The 15,789-nt window shown below is 64.3% G+C and carries 13 protein-coding genes; 9 read left to right on the forward strand and 4 right to left on the reverse strand.

Annotated elements, in window-relative coordinates:
* Positions 1–3: 3 nt before the first annotated feature.
* Entirely contained in the window at positions 4–636 is a 633-nt protein-coding gene (locus tag JOF47_RS13815; RefSeq protein WP_209999470.1) for a TetR family transcriptional regulator, read from the forward strand.
* Here JOF47_RS13815 and JOF47_RS13820 read toward each other — a convergent pair.
* Both JOF47_RS13820 and JOF47_RS13825 read right to left on the reverse strand, forming a co-directional pair.
* A complete protein-coding gene (locus JOF47_RS13820) occupies positions 597–1,526 on the reverse strand; it encodes an AraC-like ligand-binding domain-containing protein (protein ID WP_342592786.1) in 930 nt (309 codons plus the stop codon). The two genes, JOF47_RS13815 and JOF47_RS13820, sit on opposite strands and share 40 nt — an antisense overlap.
* Before the next feature lie 152 nt (positions 1,527–1,678).
* The gene (locus JOF47_RS13825; RefSeq protein WP_209999474.1) at positions 1,679–2,272 is read right to left on the reverse strand and encodes a TetR/AcrR family transcriptional regulator; all 594 of its coding nucleotides are present in this window, start codon (positions 2,270–2,272) and stop codon (positions 1,679–1,681) included.
* Positions 2,273–2,449: 177 nt separating this feature from the next.
* On the opposite strand from JOF47_RS13825, the gene JOF47_RS13830 reads away from it, so the two are divergent.
* The gene (locus JOF47_RS13830; RefSeq protein ID WP_209999476.1) at positions 2,450–4,366 is read left to right on the forward strand and encodes a primary-amine oxidase; all 1,917 of its coding nucleotides are present in this window, start codon (positions 2,450–2,452) and stop codon (positions 4,364–4,366) included.
* An 11-nt stretch (positions 4,367–4,377) separates the two neighbouring features.
* Complete coding sequence (locus JOF47_RS13835; protein WP_209999477.1) at positions 4,378–4,869, forward strand: hypothetical protein; 492 nt, start codon at positions 4,378–4,380, stop codon at positions 4,867–4,869.
* Here JOF47_RS13835 and JOF47_RS13840 read toward each other — a convergent pair.
* Entirely contained in the window at positions 4,857–5,810 is a 954-nt protein-coding gene (locus JOF47_RS13840) for a D-alanyl-D-alanine carboxypeptidase family protein (protein WP_209999479.1), read from the reverse strand. The genes JOF47_RS13835 and JOF47_RS13840 overlap by 13 nt on opposite strands.
* Before the next feature lie 400 nt (positions 5,811–6,210).
* Here JOF47_RS13840 and JOF47_RS13845 point away from each other — a divergent pair, with 400 nt between their 5' ends.
* Complete coding sequence (locus JOF47_RS13845; protein ID WP_209999481.1) at positions 6,211–8,016, forward strand: hypothetical protein; 1,806 nt, start codon at positions 6,211–6,213, stop codon at positions 8,014–8,016.
* Positions 8,017–8,309: 293 nt separating this feature from the next.
* Here JOF47_RS13845 and JOF47_RS13850 read toward each other — a convergent pair whose 3' ends face one another.
* Positions 8,310–9,008 carry a TetR/AcrR family transcriptional regulator gene (locus JOF47_RS13850; protein WP_209999482.1) on the reverse strand — a complete coding sequence of 233 codons (699 nt, stop codon included), beginning with the start codon at positions 9,006–9,008 and terminating at the stop codon, positions 8,310–8,312.
* A gap of 119 nt (positions 9,009–9,127) precedes the next feature.
* Between JOF47_RS13850 and JOF47_RS13855 the strand changes: the two genes are divergently transcribed.
* The 5 genes from JOF47_RS13855 to JOF47_RS13875 all read left to right on the forward strand — a co-directional run bounded on the left by JOF47_RS13855 (position 9,128) and on the right by JOF47_RS13875 (position 15,752).
* Positions 9,128–10,795 carry an amidohydrolase gene (locus JOF47_RS13855; protein WP_209999483.1) on the forward strand — a complete coding sequence of 556 codons (1,668 nt, stop codon included), beginning with the start codon at positions 9,128–9,130 and terminating at the stop codon, positions 10,793–10,795.
* An 80-nt stretch (positions 10,796–10,875) separates the two neighbouring features.
* The gene (locus JOF47_RS13860) at positions 10,876–12,333 is read left to right on the forward strand and encodes an NAD(P)/FAD-dependent oxidoreductase (protein WP_209999484.1); all 1,458 of its coding nucleotides are present in this window, start codon (positions 10,876–10,878) and stop codon (positions 12,331–12,333) included.
* Positions 12,330–12,728: a cupin domain-containing protein gene (locus JOF47_RS13865; protein ID WP_342592788.1), complete on the forward strand. Its 399-nt coding sequence runs from the start codon at positions 12,330–12,332 to the stop codon at positions 12,726–12,728. The genes JOF47_RS13860 and JOF47_RS13865 overlap by 4 nt, the downstream gene beginning before the upstream one ends.
* Positions 12,725–14,206 (forward strand): gamma-aminobutyraldehyde dehydrogenase, encoded by a 1,482-nt coding sequence (locus tag JOF47_RS13870; protein WP_209999485.1) that lies wholly within the window; start codon positions 12,725–12,727, stop codon positions 14,204–14,206. The genes JOF47_RS13865 and JOF47_RS13870 overlap by 4 nt, the downstream gene beginning before the upstream one ends.
* Before the next feature lie 238 nt (positions 14,207–14,444).
* Positions 14,445–15,752 (forward strand): YibE/F family protein, encoded by a 1,308-nt coding sequence (locus JOF47_RS13875; protein ID WP_209999486.1) that lies wholly within the window; start codon positions 14,445–14,447, stop codon positions 15,750–15,752.
* The last annotated feature ends 37 nt before the right edge of the window (positions 15,753–15,789 follow it).

Consider the following 15,789-nt stretch of genomic DNA (forward strand, 5'->3'; position numbering starts at 1 on the left):
AAAATGGCACACGTTTCCATAAAAGATCGCAGTCACCAGTTTGTTGAGGCTGCTGCTCGGGTAATTGCACGAGAGGGAATTGCTGCTGCCACGACAAGGCGAATTGCGGCGGAAGCCGACGCCCCGCTGGCTGCGTTGCACTACTGTTTCCGCAGCAAGGATGAGCTTCTTGACGAGGTTTACAATTTCCTGAGCCGGGACTACGCCCGCGAGCTGGAACCAATGCAGAGCGGCTTGACGCTCGAGGAATCCGTTCGGGAGCATGCCAAAAGAATTTGGCGCCGAATGCTAAATACGCCTCACGAACAAGTAACCACTTTTGAGCTTTTGCTTCGCCGGAATCGGATCAAGTCCGAGGGCGAAATGGAACGGGCAATTGAAATCAACCGGTCGATGTACCAGGGATGGGTGAATTCGACGGTCTCGATTTTCGAGGCCGGCGCCAACGTCTCCGGGATCGCAAACCCGCGCGATTTGGACATAATTGCGCGCTCATTCATTGCGAACATCGACGGCATCAGCCTGCAACACCTGGCGGACCCCGACGAAGAACGCTCGTGGCAGCTGCTCGAGATACTGATCGATTCGATAATCTTTCAGATACTCAAGCGAAACGCCGTCGGCGAGCAGCCGTAGGACGCGCGAAAAACCCTGCTGAAGTGGGCACCATCGGGCAGGCCCCATCGCGCGCCAATGGCGCCCACCGGAACCTGGATCTGCAGCGGATCCTCAAGATCCCGCCGGCAATGCTCGAGGCGCCGGGTGCGGATCCACTCGGCAACCGTGTGCCCGGTATCGGCGAAGAGCTTGTGCAAACTCCGCAATGACATGAAATGCGCATCGGCAACCGCACCCGGGCTCAGCCTCGAGTCCGAAAGGTGTTCCTCGATGTACGCCTGGATTTGGCGGATTTGACGCATCTGGTTTCCGTCAACAAGTTCATTTCGCTCATGGAGCTCGCTGGCCAGCACGGTTCCGAGAATGTCGACCGCATTGGCCGCCAGGCGTTGGCCGATGGGCCCGCCCATCTGTGGCAACATCTGTGCGATCTGGGTCAGGAACGGAGCCACCGCGCAGCCAATCTGGTTCCGCGATCCGATACCAACGGCGGTGAGTTCCGAGACATCACCGGCAGGAAGCCCCAGAAGGTGGTGCGGAAACATCAGCACCAGCGTCCGGAAATCTTCTTCAAACAAGAGCGTGTAGGGCTGTTGGGTGTCATAGATGGCAAGCTCGCCGGGGCGCAGAACCGTCTCACGCCCACCCTGGAGCAGCATGCCATGTCCGCTCAATTGCAGGTTAAGCTTGAAATGCGGAGCGTCCCCAGCAGCCACCAATTCATCGGTCCTGCGCACCACGTGCGCCGTTGCGGCCACTTCCATGACGCCGACGTTCCCCAACCGGTTTCCGGCAATGCTGCCCGAAAAGGTACCCGCACGAACCGGCTCGGAGAGCAGCGGAACAAAGGCGCCCGAAACGAGCTCCCTCCATGCACTAAAGGAATCAACTTGTTGCACCTGGTACACGAGCGAAGAACCTTTCCCCAATCCGGTCAAAACCCTCCACCGGAACGCCGGGGGGGCAGTGAGTGGCATCACATTGAAGTCAATGTACGCGGAAAAGCTCGCAAAGTCACGTTTTTTCTCTGACTGGAGGTTTTAGAAATCCACCCGGCGGGTCAGCCTGCTTTCAGCATGTGCAGGTGCACGTCCAATTGCCCTTGGAGCAGTCTCGGGCTGTTGAATTTCGCATCCAAAACGGCCACCACCTGCGCCCCCATGAGAAACGTCAGTAGGGATTCACTCGCGTGCTCAACCTGGATTTCCGGCCGCAGCATGCCGCTGCGCACGCCCTCGGAAATCCAGTGCCTAATCAGCCCACGCCATTGGGCCATAGCCTCGTCATTAACCTCGGCAAACTCCTGCTCATGAATGGCCATTTGCCAGAACGGAATCACCACGCGGGCTTCGTCCAGTCGGTCCGCATCCAGGGGAAGCACCTCCAGGGCAAAGCTGCGCAGGGCCTCCAGTCCATCGAGCCCGCGGGTGGCATTGTCGATCCTGGCATTCGTGCGCCCGAACACGTGGGTGAACGTCGCGCGCATGAGGCTGGCCCTCGTGGGGAAGTAGGGCTTGAGCGCCCCGTTGGCAAAGCCTGCCTCGGCAGCGACGTCGCGAAGGGTTACCCCGTCGAATCCCCGCCGGGCAATAACCCGCCAGGTGACCTCGACCAATTCGAGGCGACGTGCATCGTGGTCAACAATTTTCGGCATGTCGTCCATCCTACTGGCCGCAACCACAACCCCGCGGCCACGCGGGCCGGACAAATCAACCTCTTGTGAAGAATGCGAATCATGGCTATTCTCTACAAGCAGAGAATATAAAAGTGGCGTACATCACGACCGCTCGAGATGCCCACCCCCAACAAGTCCTCTCCGAAAGGCAAGCTCATGACCCTCAGCAACGCCACCGACCAGCAGACCGACACCGGCGCCTACACACTGACCACCAGCGAAGAAATCGATGCAGTGCGCGCCATCCTTTCCGAGAATGGCCACTTCCCGGACTCGGCCCGCGTGGCCTACCTTGGCCTGGAAGACCCGCGCCGCAACGAGGATGCAGTGGACCGTCGCTTCCGTGTATTCCTGCTCGACGTGGCGGGAGCCCGCCCCAAGGATGTCGTGGTTTCGGTGACCAACCGGTTTGTGGAGAGCGTCGTCGAGCTGGACACCGCCACCAGCGGCGAGCTGCCGGTCTTGGAGGAGGAATTCGAGGTCGTCGAGCAGCTGCTCGCCGAAGACCCTCGCTGGCTCGAGGCCCTGGCAAAGCGCGACCTGGACGTGAAAAACGTGCGCGTCGCCCCGCTCTCGGCTGGCGTTTTCGAATACCCGGAGGAATCCGGCCGGCGCATCCTGCGCGGACTTGCCTTCGTGCAGAACCACCCGGAGGATTCGGCATGGGCGCACCCTGTCGACGGGCTGGTCGGCTACGTGGATGTGGGCAACCGCAGCGTGGACCAGGTCATCGACCTGGGCGTCGTGGACATCCCGGCCGAGCACGGCAACTACACCGACCCTGAACTCACGGGACCGCTGCGCACCACGCAGAAGCCGATCTCCATCACCCAGCCCGAGGGCCCCAGCTTCACCGTCACCGGCGGCAACCACGTCGAGTGGGAAAAATGGAGCCTGGATGTCGGCTTCGACGTGCGCGAGGGCCTGGTGCTGCACAACATTTCCTTCGAGGACAAGGGCCAGCCGCGGCGCATCCTCAACCGAGCCTCGATCGCCGAAATGGTTGTCCCCTACGGCGACCCCTCCCCCGTGCGCAGCTGGCAGAACTACTTCGACACCGGCGAATACCTGGTGGGCCAATTCGCCAACTCGCTGGAACTGGGTTGCGACTGCCTGGGCGAAATCCACTACATGTCCCCCGTGGTCTCCAACGCCCGCGGCGAGGCCCGCACCATCAAGAACGGTATCTGCATGCACGAGGAAGACTGGTCGATCCTGGCCAAGCACTCGGATTTGTGGAGCGGCATCAACTACACCCGCCGCAACCGCCGCCTGGTGATTTCGTTCTTCACCACCGTCGGAAACTACGACTACGGCTTCTACTGGTACCTCTACCTCGACGGCACCATCGAATTCGAGGCCAAGGCCACCGGCATCGTGTTCACCAGCGCCCACCCGGGCGGCGACTACCCGTACGCCTCGGAAATGGCACCGGGCCTCGGCGCCCCGTACCACCAGCACCTCTTCGGCGCCCGGCTGGACTTCGCACTCGACGGCGGCCCGGGCCGCGTCGAGGAAGAGGACGTCGTTCGCGTGGCCACCGGTCCCGAGAACCTGCGCGGCAACGCCTTCTCACGCAAGCGCACGGCCTTCACACGCGAATCCGAGGCGATCCGCGACGCCGACTCGTCCAAGGGACGCACCTGGGTGGTGTCCAACCCCGAGTCCACCAACCGCCTGGGACACGCCGTCGCCTACAAGCTGCACCCGGCCGGGCAACCGACGCTGCTGGCGGATGAGGATTCCTCGATCTACCGGCGCGCGACCTTCGCCTCCAAGGCGCTGTGGGTGACCGCGGCCGCCCAGGACGAGCGCTACCCGACCGGCGACTTCGTGAACCAGCACGCCGGCGGCGCAGGCCTGCCCGAATGGGTCAAGGCCGACCGCGACATCGACGGCAAGGACCTTGTCGTGTGGCACACCTTCGGGCTGACCCACTTCCCGCGTCCCGAGGACTGGCCGATCATGCCCGTGGACACCATCGGCTTCAAGCTGCGCCCCGAGGGCTTCTTCGACCGTTCGCCGGTCCTCGACGTCCCGGCGCCGGCTTCCGGCAAGTCCTGCCACAGCTAGGCCCTTGCACCATGTCAACGATTCATGCGGGTGTCGCAGTCGCGGCACCCGCACGTGAACCGTCCGCCGGTTCCGCGGCATCGGCCGCGCCGGCGACTGCGGCTTCCGGGCGGATCCTGGCCAGGGGCATTGCCGTCACGGCGATGGCACTGGGCCTTGCCCACGTATGGATCCTCGTTGTGTTCCCGCATGGATTGTTGATGACCCTTTTGCTGGCCGCAATGGTGGCCGCATGCCTGAAATGTGCGCACCGGGCGTGGGGCAGCCCGCAGGCGCTTCCGGGGCTGTTGGCAATGTCGGCGTTCATGGCCATCGTTCACACGTTCATGGCCTTGGGATTCGGGGGCCACCAGCATGGGGGCCACGAGCCGGCGACCGCAGCCACGGCGGCTTCCGGAGCCATGCTCGCCATTGCCGCGGCCGAATTGGCGCTCGTGATGCTGTGCAGCATCGGCATGCGGCGCACCTCCTCGGCCGGCTCTCCCGCGCGTTACCTGGTGTAGTACTTTTCCAAGGTAACGACCTTCTTGTTGTGCATGTCCTTGGCGATCACGGGTCCAACGTAGCGGAAGTGCCAGGGTTCGTAGTCGTATCCCGTGATCTTCTCGGTGCCCTTGGGGTAGCGCATGATGAAACCGTACTCATGCGCATGCTTGGCCACCCATTTGCCCTCGCGGGTGTTTGCAAAGCACTTGGAGATCACGCACCGGCCGCTTGATGTTCCCACATCAATGGCCAGGCCTGTCTGGTGCTCGGAGGTTCCCGGCCGAGCTGAGACGCGGGCGGCCTCCTTGACACCCAGCTGGCGGGAATACGAGGCAAACAGCGTTTTTTGGCGGGCGTAGGAACGGTAAGCCGACACCGCCGTCAGCGAGATCCTGTCCTTCATGGCGGCCTTGCGCATCCTATCGAAGGCAGCCACCGCCTGGGGTGTCATTTGTTTCGAGGTTCCGGGAATGGTCTTCAGGGCCGGTTTGTAGCTCGGACTCAGCTTGTGGTCTTTGTTGACGACGAATCCGAGTTCGTATCTGGGCGGCGCCTTCAGGGGTGGCTTCGCCGCGTCCGTGGACTTCGTCGCCACGGTCTTCACGTACCTGTTTGATATGTACCCGGTCTTGCCCTTGTAGGTCACCTTGTACCAGCCGGACTTCGAGTCCTGCATCGACTTGAGTGCCGTGCCCTTCGAAATTCGCAGCAGCACCTTGGCCTTGGCCGAACCCCTGGCATGCAACTTCGTGCTCGACGTGGCCTTGAGGTTCAGGCTGGGCTTCTTGACTTCTGGAGGCGCTGCTTGAACTGCCAGCTGAACCCATGCACCTGCACTGTTGCCCAATGGCGTAGCTTGGGCGTTTCCCAGGCCCGTCGCCACAATGCCAGCTGCCACCGCCAGGCTCGCAGCGATCGCCAGTACGTGCAGGGAACCGGATTTCTTCTCGTATGACATCGCTTCTGCCTCTGCCCGATTTCGGCTCGTTTCACATCGAGGATATTTCCCAGGAATTCAATTCACCATACATCCAGGTCCGGCCTGCCGTTGTTTCTTGCCTCGCCGGGGAGTGCCCGATGCCCAAGTAGCCCCGAATGCGGACTATCCATTATCCGAACGGGTGGACTGATTTGGACACATTGGTTGGATTCGTGGTCCCGGGGCAGCCTAGGCCAGCCTTGGCTGTGAAGCTGGTACCCGTGATTCCAGAGCGATGGTTCTTATCATTCAGTTGGGGTTTCCCTCGGTCGCGGGAGTCCACACGCCATTTGACCGCGTGCTGAACTCTTCGCCCTTCCGTCCGACACCAGTGCGCCGCTGTTACGATTGATGGGTTCGCTCACGCTAAACCCCGAGGATGGCAATGCACCCCGATGACCACGAATTCGTGCACAAAGGACTCTCCGTCATCTACAAGTACCGTCGCTCCCTCCAGGACCGGCGACACCTGTTGGTCGTCTTCTCGGGTGGCTTCGGCGAAGACAAGCGCTATGACCTCAACGGCTCGGTCGTGGACGGGATCCGCACGGACATCCTCTGGATCCGTGACCGGTTCGACGGCGACTTCTCGTACTACATCCGCACCCACAAGCGCGGCGAACTGATCGCCGAGGCCGTGAATGCCCTGATTGAGAAGATCCGGCTCGAACGTGGCCTGGAAAAGCAACACTGCACCTTCCTCGGTTTCTCCAAGGGAGCCAGCGGCGCCCTGTTCCACGCGATTGCCAACGACTACCCCAACGTCATCGCCGTGGTTCCGCGCATGAACATCGGCACCGCCAACCGCCGGCAGCGGCCGCAGGTGCTCAAACAGCTCATCGGCGAAGACACTGACCAAGGTGTCGCGGAACTGGACGAACTCCTGCCTTCGATGCTCGCTAACGACGCGAACAGGGCACGCAACATCTATGTGTTTTCCTCGCCGGCCGATCCGCAATACAAAACGGAAATCATTCCGTTCATCCCCGCCTACGAACGCTACGAGAACTTCAACCTGGTCGTGACGGAATCCCCGCTTGTGGTGCGGCACCGTGACGTCGGTTCCTACAACATTCCCTTGCTGCTGGCCACTCTCGCCGCGCTCGGCGAAGGCGCAGTGCCCCGCTACGGAAACGTGCGCAACGGCACCAAGGTCTTCTCGTCGTCGGTGCCGGCGCCGTCGATCGACGCCGTCCGGGATCGCCGGGAGACCGTCAGCCGGTTGACGTCGCTCGCGCTTCGGGATGGCCGGTTCTATCCCGAAGGCTTGCTGTTCGTCAAGGGCCAGGGCACCAAGGGGGCCGAGCAGTTCTCCCGGAAACTGGTTCTTGCCTCGGGCCGTCGTAGCCGGAGCTACGAGCTGGAAAGCTTGACCGACGACAGGCTGAACCGCACGTTCTTCGAGAACCAGTTCTGCGACTACTCCGAGGGCAAGTTCGCCACCGTGGAGCGGGGCGGCATCGATCTCGCGGAGCTTGCCCCCGGACGATACACCCTCCGGCTGGAGCTTGAACACAGCGGTGTCTCCGCCTCCGTCGACGACGTTTCGGCCGATCCCCTTGATGTTTCCGCTGCAGTGGGCAAGCACCTCGTGCGCCTACGTTCGACCGGTGACTCGGTGGTGCTGCACAAGGGCTCGATCTTGGCCGGCTGTGGGGCCGGAAGCCACTTCAAGCTGGGCAAGGTCATGGCCGGCGGTAGCAAGGTGCATGTGGAGGGACAGTACGTCCTGCCAGGCATCCGGACTCCCCGACGCGCGACCATGAGCTACTACCTGGTCTTGGCCAAGGCCGGAACCCACACCCCGGTGGCCTCCTATCCCCTCACCACGAGCCGGCGGAAGTTCTCGGGCGAGAGCGTTGGCGATCCGTTGGGCAACTACGGGTTCACCTACTTTGGCACTCCGTCCAACGAAGGAATCCCCCTGGCGGGGGCCGTTCCCGGAGAATACGACCTGTTCATCACGGCTTCGGCAGGCAGCATCGCCACCTCGCATGCCACGGGCCTGCGCCTTATGGTCTCCGGGAAGGGCGAGACGGTCGAGTGCTCGATTCGCTCCATCTGGCCGGTCCCCGGAGGCCAGCGCGCCGCGGCGTGGATGGCCAACAACAGGCCGAGTGTGGCTCGCAGCCTCCGCAGGGACCTGGGACGCATCAAGCGCCGGGTGTTCGCCGCGAAACCCTGATCGTCATGGCCGTCGGCGGGCCCGCTCAAGACCTGTAGGTTCACCGACAATTGGCAGAGAAGAACGACCCCGGGCCTTGCGGCACGGGGTCGTTCTTCGTGTGCCCCCGAACGGGGGGGTGGCAGCCTCGCGCCTGGATACGAAGCCACGGGTCCGGGAGCCGTGAACATTGTTTCGCCCGTCACGCACCAGACCGCGAACTGACAACCGGTCTTCCGCGGATCGCGGACGTCGAAAAAGTCCGCATCACGGGATGCGACCCGCTGGTTTTCGCCAAGACCGGTGAACGGGAATCAGGAGATGCGCACCTTCCCGAGGCGAGCGGCGATCCCGTCGATCATCAGGCCCATGGCAAACCGGTAATTCTCGTCGTCCTGCACCTCGGCCATGACCCCGACGGAAGCCACCGCCAACGGGTAATCCGCCCTGGGCACCTTTGCATAGCTCGCCACCCAGGCTCTGTCGTCCTCCCCGGATTTTTCACCCAGCAGAAGCAGCCCCGCGCTGAACCCGGTCCAGGCCAGCATGAAGTCCGCGCAGGCCCGATGGATCAGTGCCGCCTCCCGGGGTTCGAATCCCGCGAGCTTCAGGACGGCGAGCATCGCCTCGACGAATTTCATCTCTCCCTCCTGGCGGGTCACACGCAGTGCCGCCAGCGTCGCCACCGATGGGTAACGCAGAAAGCTGGCCCTGGCGCGAAGCAGGAGTTCCTGTAGCGAGACTTCCCAGTACGGCCCCTGCTCATAACCTTCCATGCCCATGGCCAGCACCCTGTCGGCGAGCGCCAGAAGGAGCTCGTCCTTGTCGGCAAAGTGCCGGTACAGCGCGGTGGGATCGGCCCCCAGCTCCTTGCCGATCTTGCGGAAAGAGAGCGTATCGGTGGCCGCGTCCGCCGCCAGGTGCAGGCAGGCGTCGAGAATATTCTCCCGATTCAGTCCCTGCGCGCGGCGGCGCGGCTTCATTTCTGAACCGTTGTCGGTGTTGTTCCCCATGGTTGGTTCTGGCTCCTCGGCCGCTAAAACTTGTCAACGGTGTTGACTTAAGGTCGCTACTGCGATTTTATGAACTGAAACACACTTTACCTCGCGGTAATTTCTTTGAGAGGGCGCACGTGAACGACACCTGGCTATTCCACTCCGGAACCATCTTCGATGGAGCCACGGTCATGGATGCAGGAAGCGCCGTTGCCGTGCGCGATGGACGGATCATCGCCGCCGGCAGGGAATCCAGGGTTCGCGCAATCCTGCCGCAGCCCGATCACGACGTTGACCTCGGAACGCGGGCCCTGACGCCGGGTTTCACCGACGCCCACGTGCACAACATCATGGGCGGGCTGGAGTCCCTGGCCTGCGACCTGACCAGTGCCGAGGGCATTGCCGAGGTGAGCGAGCGCATCGGCACCTACGCCGCCGGATGCGGCGATGCCTGGATCACCGGCGGCGGATGGTCGATGAGCGACTTCCCCGGCGGCAACCCCACCGCGGAGCTGTTGGATTCACTGGTGCCGGATCGCCCCGCCTACCTGCTCAACCGCGACCACCACGGCGCCTGGGTCAACAGCGCAGCGCTGCAGCTGGCCGGCATCAACGCGCACACGCAGGACCCCACCGACGGGCGCATCGAACGCGACGCCTCGGGCAACCCCACCGGCACCCTGCACGAGGGCGCCATGGACCTTGTCACCGCCTTCATTCCGGAACCCGATGCCGCAACCCTCCGCGCCGGCCTGCTGGCCGGGCAGGCCTACCTTCATTCCTTCGGCGTCACCGGCTGGCAGGAGGCGATCCTTGGCGCCTACGCCGGCTACTCGGATGTCTCGCCCGCCTATCGTTCCCTTTACGCCGAAGGGTTGGCCACCGGACAAGCAGCGGGCGCCCTGTGGGTGCCTCGCGAAACAACGCTGGAGGACATCCCGGCTCTTGTCGAAAACTTCCTGGCCCGCCGGTTCGCAAACGCCGCCGCGGGGTTCCGCACCACCACGGCCAAGATCATGGTCGACGGGATCGCCGAAAACCAGACCGCCGCAATGCTCGAGCCCTACCTGCGCACCTGCCATTGCGCCCCGGACTCCCCCGAGAACACCGGCCTGCAATACCTGGACCGCGAGGTGCTCATCGCCGTTGCCGTGGCCCTTGATGCGGCGGGATTCGACCTGCACCTGCACGTCATCGGCGATGCCGCGACCCGCCTGGCCCTGGATGCCATCCAGGCCGCCCGCACGGCAAACGGGGCCACCGGCGGACGCCACCACCTGGCGCACCTGCAAATCATCCATCCCGACGACGTGCCGCGCTTCGGCGCGCTGGGGCTGAGCATCAACGCCCAGGCGCTTTGGGCGTGCAACGACGACCAAATGGTCGAGCTGACCAACCCGATCCTCGGAGCCGAACGACTCGGGTGGCAGTACCCGTTCCGTTCGCTCATCGATTCCGGGGCGCACCTGGTCATGGGATCGGACTGGCCCGTCTCCACCCCCAACCCGTGGGAAGCCATCCACGTGGCAGTCAACCGCACCCACCCCGACTACCCGGACACCGAACCCCTCGTCGCGGACCAGGCCATCACGCTGCTGCAGGCCATGCGCGCCTACACGCAGGGCAGCGCCTGGATCAACCGCGACCACGAGGGCGGCCGGATCCGTCCCGGGGCCCGCGCCGACCTGGTCCTGCTGGACTCCGATCCCTTCGCCCTTGCTTCCGACGATTTGCACGCTGTGGGGGTGGAACTCACCCTCGCCGCGGGGCGCGCAGTGTACGAACGCGTCGCCGTACGCGCCTAGGGCCACCGGTTCCCCGATTCCGCACCCACCGCGTTTTGCACACGAACACCAAGTTCACATTTTTCATGCAAGGAATTCCCATGAGCACCACCACCAACGGCACGCCCCTGTCGTTCGACGTCATCGAAGCCAACACCCCCGACTCCGTCATCGATGCCTCGCTGTCCGGCACCGACTATTCCCCCTACTGGCTCCAGCACCCCGACCGCCCCGCCGCACTCCCGGCACTGGAAGGCTCCATCTCCACCGACCTGCTCGTGGTCGGCGGAGGCTACACCGGACTGTGGACAGCCCTCCAGGCCAAGGAGGCCGACCCGGCCCGCGAGGTCGTTCTCATCGACGCCGAAACCATCGGCTGGGCCGCCTCCGGACGCAACGGCGGATTCTGCGAGGCCTCCCTGGTCCACGGCGAATCCAACGGCGAAACCCACCTGCCCAAGGAAAACGCGCGGCTGACCGAGCTCGGAGCCGACAACCTCGCCGACATCGCCGAAACCATCCGCAGGTACAGCATCGACTGCGACTTCTGGGAAAACGGCGTGCTTAACGTGGCAACCGAGAAGTACCAGGTCGAATGGCTCAAGGAAGAAGCCGAGGCCAACCCGGGCCTGCCCCTGCTGGATGCCGACGAGGTCAAGACCCACATCAACTCCCCGATCTTCGAGGGCGGAAACTGGGACAAGGAATCCGCTGCCCTGCTGCACCCGGCCAAGCTGGCCTGGGGCCTGCGCCGGGTCTGCCTGGACCTCGGGGTGAAGATCTTCGAACACACCAAGGGCACCGAGCTCACCGCCACCGCTTCGGCCGTCACCGTCTCCACCGGCGCCGGAACCATCACCGCACAGCGCGTGGCGCTGGCCACCAATGTGTTCCCGTCGCTGCTCAAGCGCCACCGCCTGCACACCATCCCGGTGTACGACTACGCCCTGATGACCGAGCCGCTCACCGAGGCCCAGCGCGAGGCCATCGGCTGGAAGAACAACACCGGCCTGGCGGACATGAACAACCGCTTCCACTACTCCCGCCCCACCATCGACGAAAACGGCGGCTGGCGCATCCTCTTCGGAGGATACGACGCCGTCTACCACTACGGCCGTGAGGTCAAGCCGCAGTACGACCACAACGAGGCCACCTACCGGAAGCTCGCCGCCCACTTCGTCGGCATCTTCCCGCAGCTCGAGGGCATCAAGTTCTCCCACGCCTGGGGCGGGGCGATCGACACCTGCAGCCGCTTCTTCGCGTTCTTCGACACCTCCCACAACGGGCGCGTCGCCTACTGCGCCGGCTTCACCGGCCTGGGCGTGGGCGCCACCCGCTTCGGCGGCCGGGTCATGCTCGACCTGCTCTCGGGAAAAAAGACCGAGCTGACCGAGCTGGAAATGGTCAAAAAAAAGCCGCTGCCCTTCCCGCCGGAGCCCGTGGCCTGGATGGGCGTGAAGCTGATGACCAACGGGCTGGTCAAGGCCGACCGCAACGAGGGCAAACGCGGTCCGTTCCTCAAGGTCATGGACGCCGTGGGGATGGGGTTCGACTCGTGAGCACCCAACCACTGCCGCACCTGCGCGGCGGCCAGGCGCTGCGTGCCACACGCGTGGCGCTCGAGCACGAACCCGTCGCCGAGGAGCAGTCCACCGGCGTCCCCGCCAGCACGGCCGCCCTTGAACTGGGCACGCTGGCCGGGGCCGAATTCGGCATCTGGGAGATGTCCGTCGGGTCGATGTACGACGTGGAGGCCGAGGAGGTCTTCATCGTCCTGGCGGGCGCTGGCACCGTGGTCATCGCACCGTTCGAAGGCCGCCCTGCCCACACCGCAGAACTCTGCCCCGGGACCGTCATGCGGCTGAGCGCCGGCATGCACACCACCTGGACCGTCACCGAAACACTACGCAAGATCTATTTCACCCCCACCGAAGAACACGGGAGCAATTCATGAGCACCACCCAGGGCCACCAATTCATCAACGGCGCCTACCGCGTCGGTTCCGGCACCCCCGTCGAGCGCATCAACCCGGCCACCGGCCAGGTCGACGTCGTGATGGACATCGCCTCCATCGCCGACCTGGAAGATGCGATCTCGGCAGCCGCCGCGGCCTTCAAGTCCTGGTCGCGACTGACCCCGGCCGAGCGCTCCGACCACCTGCTCGCCTTCGCCGCCGAGCTGAAGACCCGCGCCGCAGAGCTGGCCGACCTGGAAACCGCGCAGACCGGCAAGTCCACCCGCATGTCCCACGAATTCGACGTGCCCGGCACGATCGACAACGTGAACTTCTTCGCCGGGGCCGCACGCCACCTGCAGGGCCAGGCCGCCGGCGACTACGCCGGGAACTCCACCTCGATGATCCGCCGCGAGCCCATCGGCGTCATCGGATCCATCGCCCCGTGGAACTACCCGCTGCAGATGGCCGCCTGGAAGATCCTGCCGGCGATCGCCGCGGGCAACACCATCGTGCTCAAGCCCAGCGAAATGACCCCGGGCACCTCGCTCGTCTTCGCCGAGGCAGCCACCGCCGCCGGCATCCCTGCCGGTGTCATCAACGTCGTGGTCGGCGCCGGACGCCAGATCGGCGAGGCCCTGGTCCGCCACCCGAAGATCGCCATGACCTCCTTCACCGGCTCCACCCCGGTGGGCCGCAAGATCATGGAGATGGCATCCGAAACCGGCAAGCGCGTGCACCTGGAGCTCGGCGGCAAGGCACCGCTCGTGGTCTTCAAGGACGCCGATGTGGAGGCCGCAGCCCACGGCGCCGTCGCCGGATCCACCATCAACGGCGGCCAGGACTGCACCGCCGCCACCCGCGCATACGTGCACTCCTCGCTCTTCGAGACGTTCACCGCCCGCGTGGCCGAACTCATGGACGCCATGGTGGTGGGCGACCCGACCAACGAAGACACCGACATGGGTTCGCTGATCTCCTTCGCCCACCGCGGCAAGGTCTCCGAGATGGTCGAGCGCGCCAAGGAAGCCGGCGCCACGGTGCGCGCCGGAGGCGTGGTCCCCGATCTGCCCGGCGCCTTCTACCGCCCGACGCTGATCACCGGCGCCACCCAGGACAGCGAGATCGTACAGGACGAGGTCTTCGGCCCCGTACTGGTCGCGCTTCCCTTCGAGACAGACGACGAGGCCATCGAGATGGCCAATGACACCCCCTTCGGGCTCGCAGCCTCCGCGTGGACCAACAACGTGAACCTGGCGATGCGCGCCGCCGCGGAGATCCAGGCCGGCTGCGTGTGGGTCAACGAGCACATCCCGATCGTCTCCGAAATGCCACACGGCGGCTACAAGGACTCGGGCTTCGGCAAGGACATGAGCAGCTATTCCTTCGAGGAATACACCAACGTTAAGCACGTGCTCATCTCCCACGACACCGACGCCCACAAGGGCTGGCAGAGCACGGTCTTCAAGAAGCGCTAAGCGCTGCCATCTTTGGATGCCCCCGGGCCGGAGATTCCTCCGGCCCGGGGGCATCCCTGCTTTGGGCCGTTCTTCCGCTTTGTCGTCGCCGACGAGGACCGTTCCGGCCCCCGCCAGCCGGACCGTCCGGCAATCCAGCACCAACCAAGACCGAGCTTAATGAGAATCATTAGCCCATCTTCGGTAGACTTCCCAAGGAGTACAAGGGCAGCAAATCGAACGGGGCTGAATCACTTTCATGGGCGGGCATCACCACGGCGAGGTACTTGTGGATCCACAGCGGCGGCGGCGCGCCAACCTCATCCTCTGGATCCTGCTGGCTCCCGTGGGGGTCGCTGCCCTGCTGGGCACCATCCTGCTGTGGCCGACGGGCGACCGCGCACCGTTCCTCGACGACCCCTACGGCGCAGGCCCGGGCGTGTCCATGGCCACCGGAACAGTCACCCGGACACTGACCGAAACCTGCCCGTCATCCGAAGGTCTTGAAGACGTGGGAGGGAAAGAACTCAAGTGCGAAATCTCCTACGTGGCACCGGATGGCGCCGGGAAGACATTCGCCCTTGAAGTGCCGCCGGAAACTACCCGATCGCGCCCCCTGAAGCCCGGGGACCGCATCAAGTACCTCGACCTCTCCAAGGTCTCCGACGGATCCTCGGCGCCCTATGTTTTTGTCGACTTCGTCCGCACGGTTCCGCTCGCGGTCCTGGCCCTGGCCTACGCGGCGGTCGTTTGCCTCGTCGCCCGCTGGCGGGGCCTGCGCGCACTGCTTGGCCTAGCGGGCGGCCTGGTCTTCATTGTCGGCTTCATGATTCCGGCGTTGCTCGAGGGCCGATCCCCCATGCTCGTCGGACTCGTCGGATCCACGGTGGTCATGTTTGCCGCCCTGTATTTTGCCCACGGATTTTCCGCCCGAACCTCCACCGCCCTGCTGGGAACGCTCTTCGGCCTTGGCGTCACCGCCGCCATTGCAGGCTGGGCCACCGACGCCGCTGCCCTCACCGGAGCCACCGACGACGCCGCCCTCACTCTCAACACCGTGGCCCCGGGACTGAGCCTTTCGGGGCTGCTGCTCTGCGGCCTGCTCATCGCCGGACTCGGGGTGCTCAACGACGTCACGATCACCCAGTCCTCCGCGATCTGGGAACTGGCCGAGATCGCCCCGCATTCCACAGCCCGACAACTCTTCGCCTCCGGCATGCGCATTGGCCGCGACCACATCGCCTCGACGGTCTACACCATTGCCTTCGCCTACGCGGGGGCCGCGCTGCCCATCCTGGTCCTGGTCAGCCTCTATGACCGACCGCTGCTGGACACGCTCAGCACCGGGGAAATGGCCGAGGAAATCATTCGCATCCTGGTCGGATCCATCGGGCTGGTGCTGGCAATCCCCGTCACCACGGCCATTGCCGTGGTGGTGGTCAAGGCTACCGGCAACGGGGGTCCCACCAAGCGATCGGGCCGACGCGCACTTCGAAACAGCCAGCCCGGCCAGGTGCAACAGCCCGCCCCGGAAGCGCAAACTGGCGACCTGCTGCACCACCACTAATGCGAACGATTCTTATTTAAGTTACTGTGGGGACCTC

Origin of the sequence: Paeniglutamicibacter kerguelensis, assembly GCF_017876535.1 — a bacterium.
GTDB lineage: Bacteria > Actinomycetota > Actinomycetes > Actinomycetales > Micrococcaceae > Paeniglutamicibacter > Paeniglutamicibacter kerguelensis.

Bases quoted from the DNA above. Each gene is read 5' to 3' on its own strand.
- JOF47_RS13815 (WP_209999470.1), top strand. From the start codon at position 4: ATGGCACACGTTTCCATAAAAGATCGCAGTCACCAGTTTGTTGAGGCT.
- JOF47_RS13825 (WP_209999474.1), bottom strand. From the start codon at position 2,272: ATGCCGAAAATTGTTGACCACGATGCACGTCGCCTCGAATTGGTCGAG.
- JOF47_RS13830 (WP_209999476.1), top strand. From the start codon at position 2,450: ATGACCCTCAGCAACGCCACCGACCAGCAGACCGACACCGGCGCCTAC.
- JOF47_RS13835 (WP_209999477.1), top strand. From the start codon at position 4,378: ATGTCAACGATTCATGCGGGTGTCGCAGTCGCGGCACCCGCACGTGAA.
- JOF47_RS13840 (WP_209999479.1), bottom strand. From the start codon at position 5,810: ATGTCATACGAGAAGAAATCCGGTTCCCTGCACGTACTGGCGATCGCT.
- JOF47_RS13845 (WP_209999481.1), top strand. From the start codon at position 6,211: ATGGCAATGCACCCCGATGACCACGAATTCGTGCACAAAGGACTCTCC.
- JOF47_RS13850 (WP_209999482.1), bottom strand. From the start codon at position 9,008: ATGGGGAACAACACCGACAACGGTTCAGAAATGAAGCCGCGCCGCCGC.
- JOF47_RS13860 (WP_209999484.1), top strand. From the start codon at position 10,876: ATGAGCACCACCACCAACGGCACGCCCCTGTCGTTCGACGTCATCGAA.
- JOF47_RS13870 (WP_209999485.1), top strand. From the start codon at position 12,725: ATGAGCACCACCCAGGGCCACCAATTCATCAACGGCGCCTACCGCGTC.
- JOF47_RS13875 (WP_209999486.1), top strand. From the start codon at position 14,445: ATGGGCGGGCATCACCACGGCGAGGTACTTGTGGATCCACAGCGGCGG.